Below are 25102 nucleotides of genomic sequence, written 5' to 3'. Positions count from 1 at the left end.
CTACCAGACATCTTCTACAGGTAAGACCAATCACCCGATCCCAGCACATACAGACACAAGAGCAGATTGCTGCAGGCGTGGGCTAGGATGGCATCGCGGCATGAGCGCCGCCGCCAGAAGACCAGTCCGAAAATGAGACCTGCCACCATGCCGGCGGCGACACCGCTATGCATGGCTCCAAAGGCTGCCGCATTGAGCACGAGGGCTAGCGGAGCGAGCAGGCTGCGCGCGACATGCCGATCCAAGGCTCGCATCGCCCAAGGCAACAGCAAAGCCCGAAACGTGAGCTCCTCGGCAATCGGCACGACAAGGATCGAGCCGGCAAATCGCACGATCAGCCACGGCGTCGCCAACAGCGGCGAGGCTCCGAACAGCGTTTCGGCAAACTTCGCGGATGCATCCGCATCTGCCGGAACCAGCATGATCCAGAGCCAGAAGACCAGCGCCCCGGCGCCAACCGGAATCGCTGTGATCGACCAGTCCGGCTCCTGCGCCGGTAGTTTCAATCGCACCAGCAGGAAGGCGGCAGACAGGGTCGGAACGGGGTAGAACCAGTTGAACGTGCCGCTGAACAACCCGACCAGCAAGGTGGCGGCGATCGATGCCATCAACGGGTACGCCACGCGCGTCGGCGGGACAGGCATCAGACCGATGCGAGGCGGCACCAGGTCGATCGGTCCGCTTCTGGCCTTGTCGGCGTAACGGCGTATGGCAAGGAAGAACAGGATCGAGATGCAGACGAAGGAAAACACGCCAAAGTTGGCGTGAAAACCAGTCACCGCAACTTCCGCAGACCATTTGTCTCCGATGTAGAACAGCAATACCAGGCGCACCACATTCACAAGGAATGCGCCGCACACGGCCAGCGTGACCAAAACAAGCGCGAACCAGATGCGCAGCCGACGGTGTTCCATAGCCACGGCGGCCAGCAACATGCCCGCCGTCAGCATCATTCCCTCCAGTCCTGAGCACCCCGGTAGGATGAAAGCGGTAAAGGTGCCGGCGCGGTAGACGGGGATGCCGTTGTCGGCGATCTTCACGAACCATAGCGGGTGCCCCACTCCGTCGCTGATCCAGGTGACGACCGCCATCGTAGCCTGAATGAACGGGCGTGAGCTCGGATAGCCCGATTGCTCGAACAGCCGCCAACCCACGTAGCACACCAGAACGAGCGCCCCGAGTGCGCCAGCCCGCAGGCGGATCGTCCGAGCGAAGGCTTCCCAGCCAGGCACAAGGAGGGCAAAACCCGTCGCCAGATAGCTTGCCCAAAGCACCGGCGCGACGGCGTAGTAGGCTAACCATGCAGATCCACCGCTTTTCAGCGCAACCACGAGGGGTGGGGCGGCGGCAACTGCGATGAAATTCGTGATGGCCAGCGCAAAATGCGCAACAAATATCCGGACCGAAGGCGCCCGCTCCCATGCTTCGTACAAATCCTGCCGATACAGCGCAACGCAGTGCGCGAGTACTGCGACGCTTGCCAGCAGCACTCCGCGCACAATAGCCGGCAACCACGCGAGAACTGCAACCAAGGGGCGATCGGACTGGTCCGCCCCCTGAAACTGCTGAGCCGCCACGAAGCCGGTGAGGCCAAGGATCAGCAGTTGCAAAAGTGTTGTCAAAATGCGGTTGGAAACAATCGTCCGCCGCAATCTCACGTCCACCACGTCGTGCGGAGAGTCGTCAGCCTTTTCGGCGGCCTTGCGTGAAGCTGGCTTCTTTCTGGGCATTGCCACCGCATCGGGATGGATGAACGCGGCGGAAGCACCGCCAGGCTTCTTGCGCCGCACCGTTACTGCAAGGTCGCCAGCTTCCGCGCCGTCCGAACGGGCCTGCTTTCTGGACGCGACGAGCACGACGTGTTCCCCAGCCAAGGGCACACTCTCCGGAGCAATGCGCTTTCGGGGTTTGCGCGGAATCATCAGCCTGCCGCCCAGGTGAGCAGCGCATTGACTCCGCAGGCCGCAAGCAGTCCCAACCCGCTGAACCGGAACTGGCTCGCAAGGCGGCGGGCAGACGGCGAGTAGCGCCAGATGGCGTAGATCACCGCAAGCACAAGGAAGCTTCCACCGGCCACCGCCGCGAAGTCGTGGTCGAATTCCAGGAACGACGTCCGGGCCAGGGCCCAGACGCCCTCACCGCAGATCAGAACGATGATGATCGCCACCAGACCTCGCTGTGTAAGGCGAAGGAAGCGCCAGCTCTCCAAGCGCTCGTCCAGCTTGCCCAGCCCCTTGGGTCGGATGGTGCCTTCGACCGCTGCCACCTCGCGCGGTTGAGACAGATACCAGCCGCCCCAGACGATTGAGAGCAATACGAGCGAGATCTGCAAGATCCAGATCGCCTTGTTGAAGCCGCCTGCCTTCAGATAGGGCGGAAGCCCCCATGTCCCGGAGGCCGCCCTTGCGATCGCAGGGTCGCGAAACTCGATGACCGCTCGCTTGAGTATTCCTCCGTGCAGGGCACTTGCCGCGCGGGCGCGTTTCTGTGCAAGCAATGTTTCCTCGACCACCTGCCGTCCGAACCGAAGGTCGACGGGATCATCCACGACCTCATGCAGAACGACGAACGAGCAGGTGTTGTCGCGGCATTCGGCGTGGACGCGCCGCTGCGTTGAGACCATCTGTTCGAGCAGTTTCATCAAGTCAGGATCGATCTGCTCCGATCCCATCCAGCGGTTCAGCATAATGGTCGCGAATTTGCGGTTTCGGACCCAATCAAACGCATTGGACATCGCTGCGGTGTCAAGCGAGGGCAGTGATCCGATCGATGCCGCCTTGGCGCGCATGATCGAAATCACATCGCGCTCCTCGGCCGTCACAACCACTTCGTGATAGTGCCATGTCTTGCGCTTGCTGAAGAACTGCGGATTGGCGGCAATGAACCGTTCGCTTTCTTCGTTGGTTAGCGAAATGCCCGCAGTGCTGGACGCTTCAAAGATGCCCAGCAGTTTCCTGCGCCGATCCTGTTCGACACTCATCATCAAATCACTGCCCGGGATCAGGGCCCCACGGATAACGTGCTCGACGGCTATTTCGACCGACAATTGCCGCAACGCCTCCAACCGGGCTTGCGGGGAATCGATGGGCTGGAAGCGCAGCGTCTCGTCAGTGCGCATGCGCAGGTCGATGTCGCCCTTGGTCACATCGACGCCGTCGATCGTGGCAACAACCTCGCTGGCGGTTGCGACACATGGCAACGCAATTACCAGGGCCGCAACCAGCCAGATCAAGTGCCGTACTAAACGTATCATCATTCACTCCGGCGCGAAGGCCGTCGCGCCCCGGCTGTACATTCGATTTGGATAGGAACCATCAGTGGATCAGTCTGGGCAGGCACCCCGCAGCGCGCTCTGCGGACTGACCAGTTGCACATCACTCGACTGGCTGTGATTTGGGCAACCGAGAGCCACATCGCCCGCAGCACCGCCACTTCTCACCGCTCGCGTAGACCACGCGCCGGCTCCGCTTATGACCTATGATCAGACAGATCGGATAGACGACCCGATTGCGAAGGAACTGCGCATTCCGGCGCCGGGACGTCTTTCCGAAAACGCGGCCGATGAGGTGGGACAATCGGCTCCCCAACCTGCGGCCCCATCCTCTCCCTGACTTCCTGCGCCGGCGCTGTGTGCTGTGCGATGACATTGATCGAGCGAGCTAGCTGGATGTCGGCCCTGGATCAGCGACGCTTCTTCGCGACGCAGTAGTATCCGCCCGCCGGAAACTTCTCGCCGTTGATGTCGATTGCTGCGGAGTGGAAACCCTCGGCTCGGAAGGTATACTTCTCATCGTTAAGACCTGCGCACACGGACTGAGCATGTTCATCGTCATCAGCCCTGATCGCGCCGAAGCTTCCCACGTTGGTCCACGTTGGAACATCGTGCTTGCCCTTGATGATCCGCGGCGCAGGCGTGCCTTCTACGAGGCCCGGATGGGCCACAGTGGAACAACCAGCCAAAGTGGCCGCTGCAATCGCGCACAATGTAATCTTGTACATATTTGCTCCTCTGAAAATATTCTTAAAATAACTTTATGCATCTGAAGGCTGTCATGACCTTCCGAGATGACGCACCGAGTATCAGGTAATAAGCCGTCCAAGATACTCGCCGTATCTGCTCTTCCCATGTGCGCTGGCCAGTCGCTCAATTTCATCATTTCCGATGAAACCCTTCCGCCAGGCGATTTCTTCGGGACTCGCGATTTTGAGCCCCTGCCGTCGCTCCAGCGTCGCGACGAACTCCGATGCGTCGAGCAGGCTGTCGGGCGTTCCGGTATCGAGCCATGCATAGCCTCGACCCAGTGGGGTGACCGAAAGCAGGCCGCGCTCGAGATAGACACGGTTTATATCCGTGATCTCCAGTTCGCCCCGGTTCGACGGCTTGATGTTGGCGGCAATATCCACCACACCCGCGTCGTAGAAATACATCCCTGTCACAGCCCAGTTCGAACGCGGCTTGTGCGGTTTTTCCTCGATGCTGATCGCCCGCATCTGGTCGTCGAACTCGACAACCCCATAACGCTCCGGATCGTTGACCTTGTAGGCAAACACTGTGGCGCCATGCACGTTCGCGGCACTGGCGCTCAGCACGTCCGGCAGAGCGCTGCCGAAGAAGATGTTATCCCCCAGTACAAGGCAGGAGGGCCCGCCATCGACGAATTCCGCCCCGATGGTATAGGCCTGAGCCAACCCCTTAGGTTCAGGCTGAACGGCATACGTAAGGTGTATGCCCCACTGGTTACCAGTGCCGAGAAGTTTTTCAAAAAGTGCGAGGTCTTGTGGCGTCGTGATTATGAGTATTTCACGGATTCCTGCCAACATCAGGGTAGACAGCGGATAGTAAATCATCGGCTTGTCATAAATAGGAAGTAGTTGCTTCGACACAGGGAGTGTCATCGGGTAGAGGCGTGTTCCACTCCCCCCGGCAAGAATTATGCCTTTCATGCCATCCTCATCGCAATTTTTAGTGGGATTTTGGGCTTTATGTCAGACGGCGGACGCGGATCAGAACCGGATTTTGCTGCACTGACCAGCTGACGCAGACAGAGATGTTCGCCGCTTTGAATCCGTGTTCCGCTTTAAGTATTTTGCCGAAAAAATTCACCCGATCATAGTAATAGGAATAATTATCTGATCATAATTCTTTAATATCTACTATTCTTATATAATTTACAAATTCTTTGATTCATAAACCCATATTAATTATACAATTTGGTTTTTGGGGATTGGTCATTTCCCCATTCGGCAAGCTGGCATTTTCAAGGTCAGCAACGCGAAAGCTTCAGCCTCTCTTGCACAAGGGCATCGACGGTCTTGGGCAGGGATTGGTACCAGTTCGGCATCCTCACGCGATGTGACGCTGCTAGGTTCGTACAGTTGAGCCTGGAATTCGCAGGGCGGCGTGCCGCCGTCGGATATTGATCTGATCGGATGTGGCGAACCGACGCAACTGGGCCACCGATCTCCGAAGATCGACGGAATACAGCCTCGGCAAGCCCTGCCCAACTCGTCTCGCCCGCGCCAGCAAGGTGGAAGATCCCGCGCAAACCGGCGTCGTTGCTGGCAACGAGGTTGCCAGCGATCGCGAGGACCGCATCAGCAATATCCATCGCGCAAGTCGGATTGCCGACTTGGTCGCTCACGACCGATAGTTCATCGCGGGTCGCCGCGAGCGCCAGCATGGTCCTGACAAAGTTTCGACCGAACGGGCTAATGACCCATGCGGTGCGCAAGACGGCGGTGTTGGAATTCTCGGCCAGTACCGCGTATTCACCGGCCAGCTTGGTTGCACCGTAGATGCTCTGCGGGTCCGGCACATCGCTCTCTCGGTAGGGCGTAGATGCCGTCCCGGAAAAGACATAGTCAGTAGACATGTGAATCAGTGGGACCCCCATCGCGGCAGTAGCACGGGCCACCAGACCCGCCCCGCGCACGTTCACTGCAAAGGCGGCCTCGCGATCGCTTTCAGCCTGATCCACAGCGGTGTACGCAGCGGCCGACACGACGACATCCGGCCGGGCCTGCGCCAGCGTCCTATGGACGCCCACAGGATCGTCCTTCGACAAGTCGAGTAGCGGACGACCAACTGGGATGACGGTATGCCGCAGCCCGGCACCGCGCGCCAGAAGGCTCTGCACGACCTGTCCCTGCAGTCCCGTTACGCAGATACGCATGAAATTCTGATCGCTCAGACGGCTGCCGCTTCGGCGATCAGACCGAGCCGCTGCCCATCGTATGATCCGCGCAGCGGACCCCACCACCACTGATTCTCGATGTACCAGCGAACTGTCTGTTCGACCCCGCTATCGAAGTCGTGCCTCGCCCGCCATCCCAGCTCTGTTTCCAGCCGCGTTGCGTCAATGGCATAGCGGGCATCGTGGCCGGGACGATCCCGTACGAAGACGATGAGGTCCGCATAGGGCGTGGATCTTGGCACCAGTCGATCAAGCACGCTGCAAATGCGGCTGACTACATCGATATTGCGCCGCTCATTGCGTCCGCCGACGTTGTAGGTCTCCCCGTTCCGCCCCTTCTCCGCGATCAGGTCGAGCGCGCGGACGTGGTCATCGACATGGAGCCAGTCGCGCACATTATCGCCCTTTCCATAGATCGGCAGGCCGCGACCCTCGAGCGCGTTCAGGATCGTCAGCGGGATCAGCTTTTCGGGAAACTGGTAGGGGCCGTAGTTGTTTGAGCAGTTCGAGACAACCACAGGCAAGCCATACGTTGCCGACCAGGCCTTTGCGAGATGATCGGATGCCGCCTTGGATGCGGAATAGGGCGAACTGGGATCGTATGGGGTGTCCTCTCGGAAGAGACCCTCATCGCCGAGTGAGCCGTAAACCTCGTCGGTCGAGACATGGAGGAAGCGAAACTGCCCGGCGTCGACAGGATCGAGGGAGGCAAGGTACTTGCGCGATGCCTCAAGCAGCGTGAACGTCCCGATGATATTAGTGTCGATGAAAGTCCGCGCGCCGGTGATCGAACGGTCGACGTGGCTTTCAGCCGCCAGGTGCATCACCCGCTGCGGCCGGAAATCTGCGAAGGCACGCTCCATCGCTGCCGCATCGCAGATATCAGCACGAAGGAATTCGTGCCGGGCGCATCCTGCCACCTCCTTCAGCGATTGCTCGTTGCCGGCATACGTCAGCGCGTCGATGGTCAGGACAGTATAACCCCGTTCCAGGACAAGGTGTCGGACAAGCGCCGAGCCAATGAAGCCCGCACCGCCAGTGACTATAACGCGCATGTTCTGTCCTGTATCCTGAATAGGGTCGGAAGGTCGGCGAGCCGTGGCAGCTCGAAATCCTTCGCAGAGAGTGTTGATCGGTCAGCCAGATCCGGCCAGTCGATAGCAATGTCCGGATCATCACACGCCACGCCGCTGTCGTGGCGTGGGCTGTAGAACGCCGTAACCTTGTATGAGACGCGGGCATCGGGGGTGAGTGTGCAGAAACCATGGGCGAAACCGGCAGGGATCCACAGCTGATTGCCGCGTTCCTCGGAAAGCGTCACGCCGACCCAACGCCCGAAGTCGGGCGAGTCGGCCCTGAGATCGACCGCGACATCGAAGATGGCTCCGCCCGTGCAGCGTACGAGCTTGGCCTGAGCGGCTGGCGGTTTCTGAAAATGCAGCCCCCGGATCGTACCGATTGCCCGGCTGAGGGATTCGTTTTCCTGAACGAAATTCTCCTCACCGATTTCGCGATCGAACAGATCCTGTCGAAACGTCTCTGAGAAATAGCCCCGGCTGTCGGCAAAGCGATTAGGCAAAACTTCGATAACCGAAGCCAATTCTGTCGGTCTAAACTTCATGATGTCCACTTGGGAAGTGATGGCCACCCTTGAGTGGCCATCACATGCTGGAGTTCAGTTGCTTTTGGGCACAGCAACCACGGCGGCGCCTGCGACACCTGCAGCACCTGCGATTGTGGGGATCGCTCCCAGCGCTGTGGTGCCTCCGCCGACTGCGGCGCCTGCTGCGGGTGCAGCGCCACCGGTGCCTGCACTGGCGGTGCCAGCTGCACCAGCAGCCCCGGCTGCGCCCACCGCACTGGCCGCACCGGCACCCCCTGCCGCGCCCGCTGCACCGACTTCACCCATGGTCGTCACTGTGCCGGCAGCCTCCGGTGTCGTGACGGCCGGCGCTGAAGGCTGCTGCTCGATCGTGGGCTTGGTCTTGTGCGAGACGCAGCGCGCGCCGTTGTCGGCGACCGGGGTCGCCGCGCGCATCAGGCGATGCTTGATCGCGTGACGGACGACACGCTTCGCGGACCTGCGTCCTGCCACCGCACTGCGAACTGCGGGCTTACGAATTGCGGCCTTGTGCTTTTTCAATCCGGGACGAGCGACCCGTTTGTGCCTGGAAATCTTGCGCTTAGCGCTCGATGCTCGCTTGGCTGGTGCCTGCGGCGTACATTCGTCCGAATCGCCAGTCGAAACGACCATGCCCTGAGCGAATGCGGCTTCCGTAGGGACCGATACTACTGACATGGCAAGTAGCATGGCTGACATGAATATTCTCATGGCTTGATCCTTCTTATAATGAATTGAGCGGCGTTTTACGGGTATTATCGCTTGCGATCACGGCGGCTTGCCGAAGGCCGACCTGAGAGCTCGGCGGTTCGATACTTCTTTACCTTCCATGCTCGAAGACAGAGCCACGTGTTGAATAGGAGGAGCGCCGTCAGCCCTCCCTCCAGCAGGTGATTGAGGTGCAGTCTCCACACCGAAGCGAACAGGATCTGATCGACCTGATGCAGTGAGACTGCGCGGATGACATCAAGGCCCAGCAACAGGAAACCGAGGAACCGGATTCGCCAAACAACGACCGGCAATCCCCGCTGCCTGAGCGCGCGCTGCATGGCCCAGACTATACCCGCGACAGCCGCCAGAAAAACCGCAGCCTGCGCACCGCGTCTCGCGCTGTAGACTTCAATCCGGTTTGCAATGGCGCGCATGGACTCGTGCGCAACCGCATCAAGGTGCAGCGCCTTCTCGATGGCAAGAGCTGCAAAAAGCAATGCCAGAAGGAGCCACTGCCGCCGCCTGGGCATGCCTGAGCGACGAGGCGCCTGCGACCAGGCGAAGAGCATGGCCGCACACGCGAGGACATCACCAAGACTTCCGGCAATCAGCAACATCAGGCCAGTTCAGCGCCGACCGATCAGCCGCTTGGCGAGGACAATCGCAGCTTCGCGACCTACCCTCATTGGATAGCCCACCAGCAAATCCCAAAGCAGTTCCACGCGCGAAACCGGCAGCAGGTTCACCGCAGGATCGAGCGCAAAGGCCCGTGTTGCCATGCGGTCACCGACCCTTGCGCCCTTGATCCGGTTGGACACGTTCTCGCTGTGCACGACCTGCAACCAAGCGGGACGGCCATGAACCTGAAGTACGGTCCACTTGGTGCCGAGTTCGTGATGGCGCGCGGCCCAGATCGTCTGCGCAGACCGCCCACCGGCTTCGATCAGCGTCGTGAACGGATTGCTCGTATCGGTCGCCGTGTAGATCTTGCCATCCTGCAAGGCGAGGCCGTTGCGGAAGTTCAGCACGCAGCCCACTGGCGCGCGCGACGCCTCGTCCTGAATCCGTTCGATGAAATCCTGCGCAACGGCGTCGTCATTGTCGATCCGGCTGGTCAGTATGATCCGGGCATCGTCGCCTGTCCGCTGGGCGACATCCCGCGCGACCAAGGCCTGATCGAAGGGCCCCACAAACCGGGGTTCGAAGTCGATCGACTGCCGGGCGCGGACAATCCGTTCATAATAGGGTATCGGCGTCGCCTCATCGAAATAGACGAGCCAGTGAAATGTCTTGACGGTCTGTGCGGCCATGCTGGGCAGACAATAGGCCTCGAACAGGTCGAACCGGCGATCAAGCCAACCGGCCGAATTGCGGATTGCCGCTTCCCGCCCTTCGCTGGCGATGTTGAACCTCGTGATGACGAAATGCTGCATCATTGGTCTATCGAACCTCACCGCGACCGAGACGGCGCACCCAGTAAGCGCTGGCATAGCCCCTCATCCACCGCTGCGGGTGGAGCGTGACCAGCCTGTACGCGGTGCCGACCCGCCCTGCCGAGCGCCAGAACCAACCGGCAAGACAGCCGAGCAGGTAGCGCTCCAAAGCGATCAGCCAGAACAGCATTACGCCTGCCCACGCCTTGGGCCACGGCCAATGCTTGTGCATAAACTGAGACAGGCCCGTCGCTTGGTACAGGAGGCGCGGTGCGGCAAGGCTGTTGCCACTGCCGGTGAAATGGATCGCGGTCGCGCGCGGCGTCCGCCACACGACACGGCCGGCCTTGCGCGCTCGCAAAAAGAGATCGCTCTCCTCGCAGTAAAGGAAGAAGCGTTCGTCAAATCCGCAAAGCTCATGCCAGACCGCGCGACTGATCATCACGAAGCCGCCAGTCACCAGTTCCACCGGCGTGTCCCGAGACCCGATTGCCCGCTCGGGAGCGGCAGCACGATCACCTTGAAAAGCGAGGCGTGCGGGAAAATCGCGCAGGCGGGGGAAGCGGAGGTGATTGGCAACGTCGGCACTGCCATCTTCGCTGAGAGTAACGCCGCCCCATGCTGCAGCATCAGGTTGCTTGCGGCTCAGGGCAAACAGATGCGCAATGGCATCCGGCGAGACCACCATATCGGGGTTCAGCAACAGCAGGAGTGGCGCCCTGGCGTGGCGGGCCAGCTCATTGTTGCCTGCACCGAACCCGATGTTCCCGCGGCTGGGGATCAGCGTGACCTCGGGAAAACTGCGCGCGACAAAGCTGGCAGTGCCGTCGACGCCGTTGTCGATCAAAAGGACTTCGATCACCAGGCTGCCGGCTGCTGCGAAGACCGAACGCAAGCACAGGCCAATGTGCTCAAGCGAATTGAAGGCCACCACCAGTACGCTGACCTGCGGCACGCCAATCGATGTTGCGGACACCAGCAAGCTCATGAGGCGCCGGTCCCCGCCGTTTCGGGGAAGCGGTGTCCGGCTTGTGCCAGCGACAATGTTGTTCCTATGAGGAAATAGTACCAGGCCTGGGTGATGCCCCAATACGACACTGTGAAAGCCATCAAGGTCAGGATGATGATCGTGATGGAATAACTGAGCAGCACGCGCCGGTCGGAGCGATTGAGTGCGGCCATTCCCCATCCCGCTGTGAAAGCGACGATGACCGGAAGCGAAATGCGCAGCAGAGCCTCGGGCACACCGTATGACATGGCAATGTAAAGCCAATAGTTGTCGATGGATCCGGGCATCCAGGCAGGCCGAAGCCAATCCTGTGACCCAAGACCGAACAGCGGATGCATGGCGACGTTCATCACGCCGTATTTCCAGACGAGTGTCCGGTAATAGGCCGTCCACTTGTCGAGAGTCATGAAGTTGACGACGATCCCGACGATGCCGCCCTGCGTCATCAGCTGCAAGCCGGTCGCGATCAAGGCTGTGCCAACAACGAGGGTTCTCCACCGCAGGAAGTTGAGTTGCGCGCCCAGGTATTCATATCCCACCAGGCCACCTGCAAGAAACAACGCGATCACTGCAGAAGAGCTGACGGTTCCAAGCGAGCAAGCCGCCGCCATGATGCCGATCATGCGTGGCGCGAACTTTATCTTCGCAAGGAGAAACAGTGGCAGGATGCTGGCCAGCTGTAATCCGCCAAGGATGGGATGAGAAAAAGGTCCGGTTCCGCGAATCAGCCCCAGGCGATCATTGACCGAAGCGAACAGCGCCGATTGCAAATTGACGCCCAGCATCTTGGCCATGAACGGTTGAAGCAGATACTGGCCCGACAGTGTCTCGAAGATAACGCACATACCGGCAAGAAGAAACGCTGGCCCGAGCCTGACCAGCAGCACGCGCGCCCGCTGGGTTGACGTGATCGTGCAGCGCGCGGCAAAATAGGACACACCGACGTCCAGCAACGAAGCGCCTCCGTTCGCGATGGCCTTCTCGAGCCCGATCGTGATTGAAAGCGACAGGAAAATCCAAACGATGGTGGTCAGTACCACCAGGTCGGCGAAAGTCGCCCTGACCTTGCGGCTCATGTAGGCGGACACGATGCCCGGAAGCATGCAAATCAGGATGAGCCGGTAGGGGAATACAACGAAGTCCAGCGCCGTGAAGAATAGTTGTTGCGGCAAGAGGAGCGCATAGACGAACAGTACCGCCCAACGCAGTGACAAGCCGTTTTCTGGTTTGATGTCAGTTATGTTCATAGTGTGGAACTTTGCGCCCCGCCCATACCGGACTGCGCAGAATTATGCCGCGCCGACTTTGCCGACGAGGCGCCGGAGAAATCGTACGCGAAGATGAATGACTGCCTCCCTGCCTTCTGTCGGCAGCACGAACCAGCTCAGTCGTGCTGACAGGACGCCAGCAAGTGCCGCGATCATCAGGCTGCCAGGCAGTCCGGGCTCCAACATCCGGATCGCGATTTCCTCTGCTGCAAAAAGGGACAATGCGCCGGCAAAGCTGGCGAAGCCGACGAGACGGCAGTTTGCCATCTTGCGCAGCAGCGCAGCATCGATGGCCATCCGCCCCAGCGAAGCCAGCGCTGCGCCCACCAGACCCAGCTTGGCCACCAGCAGCAGCAGCAAGGGAATGTAGACAACGATCTCCGCAAGGTGGGCGAGGGCGACGGCCCGCGGCCTGCCCTGCGCGTGCAATCGCCAGAACGGGACTTGTCCGAAGACATTGATCCACGCAGCGACCAGCATCACCCTGCCGACGGGTCCGGCGGGACTGCCTAGCTCGCTGCCAAGCCAGAGCTCCATGGCGGGTGCCATCACTGCAATCCCAAACGCGACCGGAGCAGTCATGCAGGCGTAAAGGACACGGGCTCCCAGCTCGCTCAGGCGATCGGCTTCCTCCATGTCGGCAGCAGCAAGCCTGGGGAACACGGCGTTTCCAAGTGCACCCGCAAGCGGACTGAGGCGCGAAGTGATCTGGGTTGGCAGAGAATAGACCGCAACAGCCGCCGCCCCAAGCGCCTTGCCAATGAAGAACCGGTCACCGACCACGAGCAGCGGACTGATGAGGCCCGTGACGGTCACCCAACCGCCATAATGGATCAACTGTGATAGGTAGGCCCGGTCGAATTTCACGAAGGCCGATACGCCAAACTCCTTCTGGCACTCGCGCGCAAGGATGACCGTTCCCACGCCGCGCGCGAGAATCGAGGCTAGCAGTAAGTAGCTCAGGTCATTGCCCAGATAGATGGCGGCCGACAGCGGGACGATCTGGAAGAGCACCGACGAGACGACGCCGATGGCATTGACCGAAGCAAATTTCTCGCGTCCTATCAAGGCGCCGTTCAACAGCCCGAAGGTGGTCGATATCGGAAGCGCCAACGCAAGGATCGGTGCGCTGCCATAGGCTTCGGACCGCAGGGATGCGGACATGCCGATCCCGCCTTGGAACACATAGTAGACTGCCGGCAGCAGAATTGCTGCACCAGCCAGGCCGATCACCAGGTTGGCAACGAGCGCGGTGCCGATGATCCTTGCCCTCGCCTCGGCCGTATCGCCGCGCGATGCGGCGATACGCTGCGTGACAGCCCGTCCGAGGCCGAGATCGAAAACGCCGAAATAGCCCAGGATGATCCACGCCAGCGAAAGTACGCCGTAACGTTCAGCGCCGATCTGCTTGAGGTAGATCGGCACAGTGACCAGCGCCAATACGATCGGGAGAACCGTCCCCACCAGATTGTAGGTTGTGTGGCGTGCGAGGCTCATGCTGCATCGCCATACGCAGGGACAGGCGCAGCACTGCTGGCCATCGCCGCAGCACGCAGACCGCCCTCAAAGGCGCGCGCGATCGAGGCCCGCTTGAACTTGTCGGCCGCACTCGATGTCTGCCAATTCGAAAGCGCTCGTTTCAAGCGCGGTTCGTCCCTCTTGATGTGCAGCATGGCCGCGGCAATCGCGCGAGGATCCTCGGGATCAACCGGAATGGCAAATGGCTCATCCTCGAACCATCCACTGATGGCGCGATCTGCAGGATAGACAACCGGCGCGCCGCAAAAGAGCGCTTCGAGGAACACCATCCCGAAGCTTTCCCGCCGGCTTGGCAGCACAAAGCCCGCAGCGTCATTGTATCTTGCTGCCATGTCCCTGTTGGACACTGCACCGGCAAGCCGGATACCGCGAGAACGCTGGGCTATCGTGCGGACCACGGCCGTGTCCCGTGCGTCCCCGCCGCCAACAACCTCTAGTTCAAGAGTGCTGTCGATCCGGCGCGCAAGGCTTACGGCCCGTGCAAGCCCGGTGAAATTCTTGAGCCGATGGTGGCGCAAATGAAATGCAGTTATCAGACTTGCGCCTGTGACCCTGGGCGCAATCGGTTGGTCCAGCGCGATCGGACACGGCAGATGGATAATGGTCCTCGCTCGAACCCGCAGCAGGGCCTCGATCCGTGCGATGGCCCAAGGCGCAAGCGAGAAAACCACCTCGGCACCCTGCAGTACCCACGCAAATAATCTGCGCAGATCCGGCCGTGCCGCAACGATCTTCGCGTCCGTATTGCCCTGCACAACGAGGGCATAGGGCAGCCCAAGCCGGCGCGCCATTTCGGCGACAACGAGACCTTCGATGGACAGCTTGTACCCGATCAGGAGATCTGGGCGCCGACAATCATCAGTCAGGTTGCACAATCCATCCGCCAGCTTTCGCAAGGTAGTCGCGTGCAGGATGCCCTTTGGAAAGCCGGCATAACGTAAGCTTTCCAGCCTGAAGCCCGTGCGGCGTTCCAGGATTGGGGAATGCCGACCGGTTGCCATTCCAGTCACTGCAGTCCAGTCCGGCATGCTGCGGTTGAGCGAGATCACGCGGTGGTCGAAGTCGTTGGCGACGAGGTCGACCAAATTCCGAACCGCAGGTGTTTTGCGGACATCAAGCGCATCAGGATAATCAGCAGTGACGTGCAAAAGCGCAAGACGTCCTACGCGTTGATGAAGATTGGCTGGCCTCATTGCTGGTCGTCATCGAGCGCGCGGATGGTCATCACATCAAGGGGCGTCGAGGTCAGATCGCCGCGCAGAGCGATCCACTGCACCGGACAATCGTCCTCAACCGAAAACTCGTTTTTGGTCTCGAGCAGCCAGGCAACGGCCAAGGGCTTGATGCCGCAGCCCATGGCCCATTGCCATGTGCCGGGGGTCTGTTGTCCTTGGGTAACGTTCATCTCGTATTCACCGGGCGGCAAGGCCAACAACCGATAGGTCAGCCCCAGCCTGTCCGCGTCGATGGCCTCGAGTCTGTTCGACCTGCCCTGCTTCATGGCATAGCCCTTGCCCAACTGCCACGCGAAGGGGCTGTCCGGATTGCGCGGCCGAGCAGGCCATTCAAGCCTCAGCGGCAAAGTCTGGCCGCCCTCGCGAATGGCGGAGTCGATTTCCAGCGCAGGCTTGAATCGGCCGTGCGCCACGAGTGCCCACATGACTTGCGCCGCAGTGCCAAAGGCATTTTCCTCGGCCCGCGCCGGGATGGCTTGTGCAAGATCAACAACCGCCGGATCGGACAGTGCATTGACGGAAAGCACCAGCCAGCGACTGGTCCACGGCGCTTGCTGACGAAAGTAAGGGAGCAGGGCCGTGCGGAAGGCCGCCACGTTGGCGGCTACCCGCAAGCTGTTGTCGAGATCTTCCTGCGAGCCCGCCACCCGCATGATTGCATCCGCATGCTCGACCGCCTTGCCGAAATCGCTCGCACTAACCGCCATATTGTACAGTTTGCGTTGTACGCTGATGTCACGCCATCCGAGCCTGCCCGCCAGAAGGAGAAACCGGGCGCCGCGCGACTGATCGGGCACTTTCTCTGCGGATGCGCGCAGTTCCAGTGCGTTCAAAGCCGACGCGATCAACGGACTCGTCTGCAAGGCCGCCAGCACACCATCACTTTGCGCGTCGCTGCCGGTTCCGTGCAATTCGCTTCGCATGACTGCGATGGCGCCATATGGGAGATACGCGGCAAGGTCTCCTCGGTTCACCGCAACCAGCAATCGTGCCCCCGCCAGGCAGCAGACGGCCGCGAATAGCACCAGTGTGCATCCAAAAGCTGCTAATCTGCGTCTTGTCACGATCATCGGCATGGGGAGCGGCGGGGGCAGACACATGTAATCCGCCTGCCGTGAGCCTGTGCATTCTAGCTGTAGTTGTAACCGTAGCCGTAGCCGTAGCCGTAGCCGTACTGGTATCCGTAACCCGATGTCTGCGCATCGTACTTCGATACGACCGCGCCCAGGACGCTTGCGCCGTGATTGCGCATGCGGCGGATGGCGGCCTTGACCTGTCCGTAGTGCGCACGCGAGGCCTCGACGACGAAGATCACGTTGTCACTGTGTCGTGACAGCAGCGGCGAGTCAGCTAGTCCGATGACCGGCGGCGAGTCGACGATGATGACGTCAAATTCACGGCGCCGGGCGGCGAAGAACTCGGTCAGGGCATCAGAAGACAACAGCGGAGATGGATTGCTCGGTATCGTGCCCATAGGCAGGAAGATCAGACCCATATCATCAGCGGTATGGATCACATCGTTGTATTCGGACAGACCAAGGATGACATCGGAAAGGCCCTTGTCTTCCTTGCTGATACCGAAGTGCTTGTAGAGGCTCGGTCGGCGCATGTCGCAGTCGATGAGCAGAACCTTCCGGCCAATCCGCGCAAAATCCTGAGCAATGGCCAGCGAAGCGGTGGACTTGCCTTCGTCCGATGCGCTTGAGGTGACTTGGAGGACCTTCTGATGGTTTCCGCCCGAGGCGAAATCGACCGCAGTACGGATCGAGTGATAGGCCTCGCGGAGACCAGACAGCGGACGCTTGAGCTCTTCGTTGATCGCATCGCCGACCCACGGCGTGACCCCCAGAAGCGGCAACCCCAGTTTGCCTTCGACGTCCTCGGGCGTGTGCAGCGTGTCATCGACGATCTGGCGGAGCACTGCGGCCAGAACACCCAGACCAATGCCGGCGACAATACCCAGGAGCAGGTTCTTGAGCAGATTTGGGCTGACCGGCAGCTCTGGCTGCTCCGCCTTGTCGACGATCACCATGTTGTTGTTCTCGACATCAGCGGCCGAGGTGACCTGATTGAGTCGGGTCAGCAAGTCGCGCAATTGCTGGCGCAACGTGTCCGCGTCGCGGGCCAGCAGGTTCAACTCAACCCGCTTGCGCTGTTCGTCGATCGTTTCACCCGCCAGGGCGTCCTTTTGATCGAGCATGGCCCGCTCGGCATTCAGCGCCGTGTTGTACTCCGCTTTTATAGAAAGCTTTATGGACCGGATTGCATCTGCGATCTGGACATCAAGAGCGCGCACGTTGGCAGCCGCTTCAACGACGTCGGGCTGACTCGCAACGTAGTGCGTGCGGAGCTTCTCGAGGTTGGCGACCGCGCCTGCACGCTGCTGCATCAAGGCTTGCAGCGTGCTGTTCTCCCTCGCTTCTGGGAAACTGGCGCCGGTTGCGACCTCGGCCGTGCGCCAGCGCTGCTCGACAGCGATGCGAGCCGCCTTTGCCGCATTGTAGTTGCTGTTCATCGCAACGAGACTGGCGGTGGTGATCGACTTTGCCCCGCCCGCTTCCTTGCCATTGCCGCTGCCGTTGTCGGCGCCCGACGCCGCATCGCTGGCATCGATCAGGTCATTTTCCTGCGCATAGGTGATGGCCTTGGTTTCAGCGTCACTGAGCTGGGCGCGGGTTTCCTCCACCTGCTGGCGGAGAATCTTGGTCGCATAGGCATTCGCATTCGCTTGCTGCTGAACGTTCTGCGCCAGGAAGCGGTCGCCATAGGCGTTAGCGATCTCGGCCGCGAGCGTCGGATTGCGGGAGTTGAACGTGAGCTGGACAATCCTGCTGTCACCGGGAGCGATCATGCCGACGTTTTCCGTCAAAAGCTTGATCACTGCCTCACGCCGCTCGTTCTCGCGCTGCGCCGCCGGCAGATCCGTCGCCGGCACACTCTTGCCCATCGCCTTGAGAAACATGTCGTCTTTGGCAAGCGAGAGGCTTTCCATCACCGACTTTGCGAGGGATCGGCTCGTCGTCAGCTTCGACAGGGTTGTCAGGTAGCGGCTGGTATCACTGAGCGCCACAATGGGATCAACCAGGGCCTGTCCTTCGACAATCTTTGCCCGCTCGTTGTCGATCTTAAGCATCAGCACCGCCTGATAAACAGGAGGAGTCAATGCAGTGAGCGCGATAGCCGCAAGCGGACCGGCAAAGCTGAAGCCGCCGATGAGCCATTGTTCGCGGCGAATGAGCGCAAGAATGTCCGGCAGGCGAATGGTCGCCTTTTCTGCCGGAACCCGCAGCGCAATCGCCGAAGCAGCAGCCACAGCGGGATCGGCTTCGCTGGCCGCGCTTTCAGATTGATAACTCATCGAATTTCCCATCAGAGCCGATAGAAGATGGCAAAGAGCGGCGCAGCCTGCAGCAGATCCTGCCAAGCCTGCCTCATGCCGGAATAGCCCACGATCACCTGGTCGCCCGGCTCGAGGAGCGGATCAGGTTGCCGGCCCGCGCGAACCTGCTTGAGATCGAACACGGCAACCTGCCGAGCCCCGCCCGTCGTGCGGAAGATCGCGATCTGGTCCAGCTTGGCGACCCGGCTTGCCCCGCCGGAGTTCGCGATCGCGCCAAGCAGCGTGGTGCCCTTGCTATAGGTCAACTGGCCCGGACGTACGACCGCCCCTTCCACGATCACCAGGTGGGAGGCATACTCGATGATGTTCACCGACACATGCGGATCGGCCAAGTAGTCCCTCCGCAGCCGAACCCGAATCTCCTCGGCAAAGTCACGAGGCGTGCGACCAGCGGCGGTCAGCAACCCGACATAGGGCACGTCCACCGTGCCGTCATCGGCGATGCGAACACTAGGCAGCGACAAGGTTGGTTCACGTGCGACCGCTATGGAAATAGTGTCATCCACGCGAAGAACGGAATGGAGCGCTTGGTTCTGCGCATCACTTTCCTCACTCCGATCGAGAACGGCCGATGGCAACCTAGGGATGTCCGCGATTGGAAGCGAGGTTCTGCAAGCTGATATCAACACCATTGACGAATAAAATGATACTCGAACGCATGTTTTGAGATAGTTATTTAGCATAATCACTGACCATGGAGAGTTATTTCGGCGTTATTTCTTCAAGTGTAATTTAAAGAAATGCGGCGGATAATTAATTGAGAGCAAGGCGATCGACGTAGCCATCACGATTTCGGATGCTAGTGTCCGCAACGGGTAGTCGAAGATCGAATGCAACAGCAGGAGAAGCACAGGTATACACGCCATGCGGTGCAGCATCTGCATGTCGGTGGCCGCCTTGTCCCGATAGGCGATTGTCATCCGGCTCAAGAACCAGATGATCCCGACACCCGCCAGCAGCATTCCGGCCGCCCCTGCCTCGAAGGCTAGTTCAAGGTAGTCGTTATGGACGTGGTTCAGATAGTGCGGCCCCAGATGCGCGAGTGGCTCAAGCGGGGCGAAGGCGATGGAGAAGGTTCCCAGCCCTGCACCCGCCGGCCAGTAGGAAAGGTTCGCCTGCCAGGCGTCCCGGAAAAAGTCCCAACGCTGATCGGAAGCGAGATCACCTTTTTGCAGCGAAGCAACAAGGCGCGTTCCGCCCAGGGCGACCAACATGGCGATACCGCCAGTGAAGGTGACGGCTCGCAGAAACCCGATCTTGCTTGCGCCGCGCAGCGCAATCCATGACGTTATTGTCAGCGGGACCAGCAAAGCCGTTCCCATCCGCGATCCAGTGGCGAGAACCACACAGGCGAGGACACCCGTAGCGCTGACGCCCAACACTGTTTTGAGATCAGCTGGCAAGCGTCGCCGAGTCCACGGCGCGAGCCGGGTGCGGATCAACGCGAGAGGGAAAAGGCACTCGAGGAACACCGCTTGATGGTTATGGTTCGTAAAGAAGCCGGTCGGCACCAGATAGTCGCCGCGCGAGTAAGGCGAGAGAACCGCGGCACCCTGGAACAGCATCTGGAGCGCACCGAGCAGGAGACCAAGCCCGCCCGCAATCAGAACGCCATCGATAACAGCGACAAGGCGGGCCGCCGGTCCGGTGCGCACGGCTATGTAGGCCGCGAGTGCAGGCAGCAACTGGGTTGCGGTTTCGGCCGTGAGCGAAGGATCTACCGAGAGCGGTCGCCAACCGAGCCTTCCAAATACCGCCATGTCGATGTCCATGGTGAGAGCGCGGCCCGGCAATGCTGTCCAGAGCGAGGCCGGCAATGGGACGAGCTGGGCGATAATAAGCACAACAAGGCCGGCAACCAGTCCGTCGGCAAAGCGAAATGGCAGTGGCCGACGATTGCGCACGGATGCGAGCAGAACCCCGGCCATTATCGCTGCAAGAACAGCCGCAACGAAGCGGGGGGTGGGCACCGTGGCCGGGCCACCACCCAGGAGTGTCATGAGCATGACGAGGCCCGTGACAATCGCATTCTCGCGATTGTCACGGCCATATGTCAAACCGGCCGGAACTACTCTGCGCATCGCGGTAAAATGCAGCGGGGATTGATCCTGTCGAATGGTCATCGACAGTCTGATCAGGCCCGGCTCATAGCCCTTTGGTAGGCCGCTATCAGCACAGGCTTCTGATGGTCCCAGGACAGGCTCTCGTGGAAGCGTTGCTGCGCCGCGCGGCCCATTGCCTCCCGCTGCGCCGGGTTGTCTAGCAGTTCCAGGATCTTCGCGGCCAAGCTTACTGGATTGTTCGGCTCTGCATAGAGAGAGGTCTCGCCAGCCGACACGCGGCCTTCCTTGACCGCAAACTGCACCTGAGCCTTACCGAACGCCATGTATTCCAGCACTTTGTTCATGGTTGAAAGATCGTTCATCGGATTTACGCGATCCGGGTTCACGCCGACATCAGCCGAGCAAAGGACCCGGGCCAGTTCCTCATCGGAGATGCGTCCGGTAAAGTGAACGTACTCCGCAATGCCCATGTCGTGACTAAGCTGCTCCATCGCGCTCCGACTTGAACCGCTGCCGACGAGGCAGAAGCCGATATCCGTACGGCCACATTCATTCACGAGATGACAGACCGCTTGCAGAAGAAGGTCGAGGCCCTCCTGTTCGCCCATCACGCCGACATAGCAAACCATGTAGCGACGTCCGCGCTTCAGCGAGGGGTCGGGCGGTACATGCTTCAAGCGACGGACATCTGGGCCGGAGCGGACCACGAAAACGTCGTCCTTCCGCTTCTTCCCTCGCGTTTGAGCGATCGATCGGTAGCTTTCATTCGTCGAGATCACGACGCGGGCGCACAGGAAGTTTATCTTCTCCAGCGTGACAACCGCCCTCCAGAGCCATCCCCGCCTGCCGAATTTTACTTCGAAGAGCTCCGGATTGATATCGTGGTGGTCGAAGATGTACCGGCGCCCGAACAGGCGGAACTGCATCGCAATAAGGAACCCGAGGTCGGGCGGGTTACAGATGTGGATCACATCGAAGCCGCGGCCGAAGAATATCCGCCATGCCAGGATGGTCTGCCAGAGCAGCGCCGTGCCGTATTCGAACAGGTAGCCAAGAACCGTACTTGCATCTGCGGTAAGTGGATGCCGGTGGATATGGATACCTTCATGGCACTCGTAGCTGCGTTCAAAACCCTTGCCCCTCGGCGAGATGATCGAGACCGTCGCCCCCGCATCGCGAAGCGCGAGCGACTCCTGCCAAACGCGCCGATCGAAAGGGACCGGCAGATTTTCGACAATGATGAGAACCCGCTTGTCCGACAGTGGCAACCTGGCTGGATCCTTGTCGAGCATTCCCCCGGCTTGTTCGCCTGAATCGGGAGCCCAGATCGCCACTGAATCGGTCATATCGCGCTCAAAGCGACGATGCGGTGACCGGACAGGTCGAGTGAATTGGCGGTCGCATTGCAGACAATAGTCCGCGAAAACCGGCCCCGTTCAGCCGCTTCCCGGGTCAGCAGCATCTTGTCCAGATGGCCAAGGCGGGCCGAGACGTATCCCAGATTGGCGCCCTGCAGCATTTCCGGTTCGATGGCAGGGTCGTAGATCGAGACATCAAACCCATGATCGAGCATCATGCGGGCCAGATCGACGTTGGGACTTTCGCGCAGGTCGTCAGTCCCTGCCTTGAACGCAAGGCCGACCAGCAGCACGTGTTCGCCCCGCTGCAATTCGGCCGATGCCCGTTCAAACATGCAGTGCTTGTGGGCATCGTTCGAACGCAGAAGCGAGTCGATCAGCTGGGTGCTCACCCCTTTGTCGGCGGCAATGCGCTGGAGTGCCCGCACATCCTTCGGCAGGCACGACCCACCAAAGGCCCCGCCCGGACGGAGGTAATGCGCAGAGATGTTCAGCTTGGTATCCGAAACGAAAATCTCGTGAACCTTGTCGGAATCGATATCCATGCCGAAGCAGATTCGACCGATCTCGTTGGCGAAAGCCACCTTCACCGCGTGCCAGGTGTTGTCGATGAACTTGGTTGCCTCAGAGACGCGGAACGGGACATTGAAGAAGGGCGCCTCGATGTCAGCATAAAGCGCTTCCATCAGGGCCGAGCCCCTGCCGTCTTGAGTGCCGACCACGATCTTGGGCAGCGAAAAATAGTCGGCCACCGCAGTCGCTTCGCGCAGGAATTCGGGATTGTAGACAATTTGCACCTGATCCTCGCAAGCATCCCCCAGCACGGACTCAAAAATGGGCTGCACCAGGTCCTCGATCGTTCCAGGCCGGAAAGTCGAACGGAACACCACCGCGAGAGGCTGGTCGCGAAAATCGCTGTGCTTGACGAGGCTTTCGGCGATGTCTTGTGTGACGTTGGCAATGTAGCGCATGTCATGCGAGCCATCGACCGAGCTGGGCGTGCCGACGCAGACAACCGCAATGTCACAGTCAGCCAGTTCGTCGCCAACATCTGTAAGCGCGCTAAGGCGCCCTTCTCGCAAGCCATGCAACAGCATTTCCTGCAGCCCGGGCTCCACGATGGGCGGCTCGCCGCCCATGATCTTGGCAACCTTATCTTTGCTGAGATCGACCCCAACAACCTGATGACCCTGGCTAACAAGGCAACACGCCTGGGTGAAGCCGACGTATCCTAAGCCAAAAATGACAATCTTCACGACGCAATCCTCGCTTAGATCAAAATATACAAGGGATTTTGACTTGACGAAAATGCAAACTTACTTGGATGGATAACATATCGCTCTGATATGAATATCGCAAAGCTACCGCACTCCCTGAGAATCGAGGTGCTCAGGGAGAAATTTCGTCAATTCCTCCCCCGCCTACAGCTCGTGACACCGGCGATGATATAGTCCGATGGCCTATGCCCGCATTGCCGGCCCCCGCGGTTTGGAAATCGCTCAGATTATCGGGGCTTAGTGTTCGACGGGGTTGGGCCAGCAACTCCAAGCAGCGCGTTCAATCCAGCTGCGCAACCGCTCCCCGCGTCCAATCCGGGTGATGGCATTACCGACCGACCGGTGCGATAGCAGCCGGTTCCACGACCAACCTGTTTTCCATGCCGAGCAATCGGAAAAGAACCATGATCCTGCCGTGAGCATCAAGGCTCTCGATTGAGGCAAGATGGCCATAGAACGGCCCCGAAATGAAGCGCACTTCATCACCCCGCGAAAGCCCGCTGGATGCGATGCCCGCGTCATCGCAGCGATCAAGCAGATCCTGCATGACAGCAGGACTGACAGAGGATGGGCTTCTGGTGTCGCTGGTCAGCAATCCCCTGACACCGTAGGTTGAGTTGATAAGTCGAACCTGTTTCCGGTCCAGCGCAGAGTTGATGAAAACGTACCGTGGAAACAAAGGCACCAACACATTGCGGAAGATCTTGCCCTGCTTTCGACAAGATTGAAAATGAGGATAAAAAGTTGTAAAGCCCTGCATCTTCAAATTCTGAAGTGCGTATCTTGATTTGCTTTGCAAAATCTCGGCGACGTACCATTTTTTTGTCGCCAGCTTGGGTTCTGCTGAGGTCAATGTTCGCGGGGCCGAGGAATAAGACACCCACTCCCGTTAGATCAAATTTCGGCTGGTTGAATAGTTTTAAGGTCCAACTCCATAGCCCAAATGACTACGTCTGTCGGCCCAAGGCCGCCCCTCAGATGCGCTCCAAGGCATTGGCCGGCCGATACGAGGGAGATTCTAGCCGAGGCAGCAAACAGGCGGTCCATTCGTCAGCACGCACAGCCGACGGTATCAAAGCACAATATTGTGCTTATCCAGATCACGGACGCCGGCCAGAAAACTACTTGCACAGATGAACGTCGTTTCGACAATAACTGCGTCAACCTGGAGGATTTCGACGGGAATGTAAAAATACGACCAAAGCTTTCCCCACCTATAAGAAATCGAGTTCGGAAAATAATAAGCATTTAATTCATTTACTAATTTCAACACAGCGCCTTCCGATACCCCATCCCGGACGTCGACATAAGTAAAAATTTTTATGAACTTTCCACCGGTAGCCACCGATATCCATAACGGCAATGCAAACCCGTCAGATATGTAGAAGCCCCCCCTCCTCATCGATCTCGTAAGGCAAAGAACTATTGCTCAGAATCGCTGCTAGACGGCGTTGCATCGGCATCAGCTGCTCCGCTTCATTATATCTCGCACCCATAGTGCATCCCGGCAAATGCACCCAGCCCACACCTGAGGTACGGATAGCCATTCGCTAAACCTCAGCGGACAGCGCCCGCCGCCAGTAAAAACTTCCGCAAGTGCTTTATAATTTAAAGAGAGAACCTTGAATATGCTAGATTACCTAGGTGATGGATTTTCAATCTGTGGCTGCGCCGTCTCATTGTGAATCGGGACCACCGCGCAAGCAAAGTTTGCTCTCCGGCGAACACCTGACGCCGAAAGTGGAGCCGGATAAGCATCCCCGTTCTAGCCGCGGCAGGATCGCAATCTCCGCCTGCAACTTTGCGATGACACCGGCATCAGCGAGCAGGCGCTGCCGGCTCGGGACCTCGATCAGATAAGCATCGCGCGAAACGCCGGCGCATCCGCCAGAGCCGGTTGTCGTAAAACTCCCGGCTATGGACGTACGCCTTTGGAAGTCTCGCTAACTTCGGGTGTTTGCTGCAAATGGAAGGTTCCAGAAACCCGAGCTCGG

At 59.6% G+C, this 25102-nt stretch carries 21 protein-coding genes; all 21 read right to left on the bottom strand.

All coding sequences use genetic code 11. The features are described 5' to 3' along the window. Positions 1-14: 14 nt before the first annotated feature. Positions 15-1856, bottom strand: a complete 1842-nt coding sequence (locus Q0071_RS21680) for a CAAX prenyl protease-related protein (RefSeq protein WP_298174566.1) — start codon at positions 1854-1856, stop codon at positions 15-17. A 65-nt stretch (positions 1857-1921) separates the two neighbouring features. Next, on the bottom strand, positions 1922-3232 hold the full coding sequence (locus tag Q0071_RS21675; RefSeq protein ID WP_298174564.1) for a hypothetical protein: 1311 nt from the start codon (positions 3230-3232) through the stop codon (positions 1922-1924). 449 nt (positions 3233-3681) lie between these two features. Next, positions 3682-3999: a hypothetical protein gene (locus Q0071_RS21670; RefSeq protein ID WP_298174562.1), complete on the bottom strand. Its 318-nt coding sequence runs from the start codon at positions 3997-3999 to the stop codon at positions 3682-3684. 81 nt (positions 4000-4080) lie between these two features. Then, positions 4081-4944, bottom strand: a complete 864-nt coding sequence (rfbA, locus tag Q0071_RS21665; RefSeq protein WP_298174560.1) for a glucose-1-phosphate thymidylyltransferase RfbA — start codon at positions 4942-4944, stop codon at positions 4081-4083. 320 nt (positions 4945-5264) lie between these two features. Further along, a complete protein-coding gene (rfbD, locus tag Q0071_RS21660) occupies positions 5265-6173 on the bottom strand; it encodes a dTDP-4-dehydrorhamnose reductase (protein ID WP_298174558.1) in 909 nt (302 codons plus the stop codon). A gap of 14 nt (positions 6174-6187) precedes the next feature. Then, complete coding sequence (gene rfbB / locus Q0071_RS21655) at positions 6188-7249, bottom strand: dTDP-glucose 4,6-dehydratase (protein ID WP_298174556.1); 1062 nt, start codon at positions 7247-7249, stop codon at positions 6188-6190. After that, positions 7237-7842, bottom strand: coding sequence for a dTDP-4-dehydrorhamnose 3,5-epimerase (rfbC, locus tag Q0071_RS21650; RefSeq protein WP_366886939.1), 606 nt, complete (start codon positions 7840-7842; stop codon positions 7237-7239). The genes rfbB and rfbC overlap by 13 nt, the downstream gene beginning before the upstream one ends. 27 nt (positions 7843-7869) lie before the next feature. Then, the gene (locus Q0071_RS21645) at positions 7870-8232 is read right to left on the bottom strand and encodes a hypothetical protein (protein ID WP_298174555.1); all 363 of its coding nucleotides are present in this window, start codon (positions 8230-8232) and stop codon (positions 7870-7872) included. A 338-nt stretch (positions 8233-8570) separates the two neighbouring features. Further along, a complete protein-coding gene (locus tag Q0071_RS21640) occupies positions 8571-9143 on the bottom strand; it encodes a hypothetical protein (protein ID WP_298174553.1) in 573 nt (190 codons plus the stop codon). Between the two features lie 9 nt (positions 9144-9152). Then, positions 9153-9962, bottom strand: a complete 810-nt coding sequence (locus tag Q0071_RS21635; RefSeq protein ID WP_298174551.1) for a glycosyltransferase — start codon at positions 9960-9962, stop codon at positions 9153-9155. 4 nt (positions 9963-9966) lie between these two features. Continuing rightward, the gene (locus Q0071_RS21630) at positions 9967-10947 is read right to left on the bottom strand and encodes a glycosyltransferase family 2 protein (protein ID WP_298174549.1); all 981 of its coding nucleotides are present in this window, start codon (positions 10945-10947) and stop codon (positions 9967-9969) included. Further along, positions 10944-12215 carry a hypothetical protein gene (locus Q0071_RS21625; protein ID WP_298174547.1) on the bottom strand — a complete coding sequence of 424 codons (1272 nt, stop codon included), beginning with the start codon at positions 12213-12215 and terminating at the stop codon, positions 10944-10946. The genes Q0071_RS21630 and Q0071_RS21625 overlap by 4 nt, the downstream gene beginning before the upstream one ends. A gap of 42 nt (positions 12216-12257) precedes the next feature. After that, a complete protein-coding gene (locus Q0071_RS21620) occupies positions 12258-13733 on the bottom strand; it encodes a flippase (protein ID WP_298174545.1) in 1476 nt (491 codons plus the stop codon). Continuing rightward, positions 13730-14860 carry a glycosyltransferase family 4 protein gene (locus Q0071_RS21615; protein ID WP_298174543.1) on the bottom strand — a complete coding sequence of 377 codons (1131 nt, stop codon included), beginning with the start codon at positions 14858-14860 and terminating at the stop codon, positions 13730-13732. Before Q0071_RS21615 ends, Q0071_RS21620 begins: the two co-directional genes overlap by 4 nt. Before the next feature lie 104 nt (positions 14861-14964). Further along, the gene (locus Q0071_RS21610) at positions 14965-16086 is read right to left on the bottom strand and encodes a hypothetical protein (RefSeq protein WP_298174541.1); all 1122 of its coding nucleotides are present in this window, start codon (positions 16084-16086) and stop codon (positions 14965-14967) included. Positions 16087-16139: 53 nt separating this feature from the next. After that, positions 16140-18368 (bottom strand): polysaccharide biosynthesis tyrosine autokinase, encoded by a 2229-nt coding sequence (locus Q0071_RS21605; protein WP_298174539.1) that lies wholly within the window; start codon positions 18366-18368, stop codon positions 16140-16142. An 11-nt stretch (positions 18369-18379) separates the two neighbouring features. Beyond that, complete coding sequence (locus tag Q0071_RS21600) at positions 18380-18916, bottom strand: polysaccharide biosynthesis/export family protein (protein WP_298174537.1); 537 nt, start codon at positions 18914-18916, stop codon at positions 18380-18382. A 207-nt stretch (positions 18917-19123) separates the two neighbouring features. Further along, a complete protein-coding gene (locus Q0071_RS21595; protein ID WP_298174535.1) occupies positions 19124-20533 on the bottom strand; it encodes an O-antigen ligase family protein in 1410 nt (469 codons plus the stop codon). Between the two features lie 11 nt (positions 20534-20544). After that, positions 20545-21819 carry a glycosyltransferase family 4 protein gene (locus Q0071_RS21590; protein WP_298174533.1) on the bottom strand — a complete coding sequence of 425 codons (1275 nt, stop codon included), beginning with the start codon at positions 21817-21819 and terminating at the stop codon, positions 20545-20547. After that, on the bottom strand, positions 21816-23087 hold the full coding sequence (locus Q0071_RS21585; RefSeq protein WP_298174531.1) for a nucleotide sugar dehydrogenase: 1272 nt from the start codon (positions 23085-23087) through the stop codon (positions 21816-21818). The genes Q0071_RS21590 and Q0071_RS21585 overlap by 4 nt, the downstream gene beginning before the upstream one ends. Positions 23088-23436: 349 nt before the next feature. Further along, positions 23437-23988, bottom strand: coding sequence for a transcription termination/antitermination NusG family protein (locus Q0071_RS21580; RefSeq protein WP_298174529.1), 552 nt, complete (start codon positions 23986-23988; stop codon positions 23437-23439). Positions 23989-25102: the final 1114 nt, after the last annotated feature.

The organism is Novosphingobium sp. (assembly GCF_027486195.1).
Classification (GTDB): domain Bacteria; phylum Pseudomonadota; class Alphaproteobacteria; order Sphingomonadales; family Sphingomonadaceae; genus Novosphingobium.
This window is presented reverse-complemented; position numbering and strand designations above follow the sequence as displayed.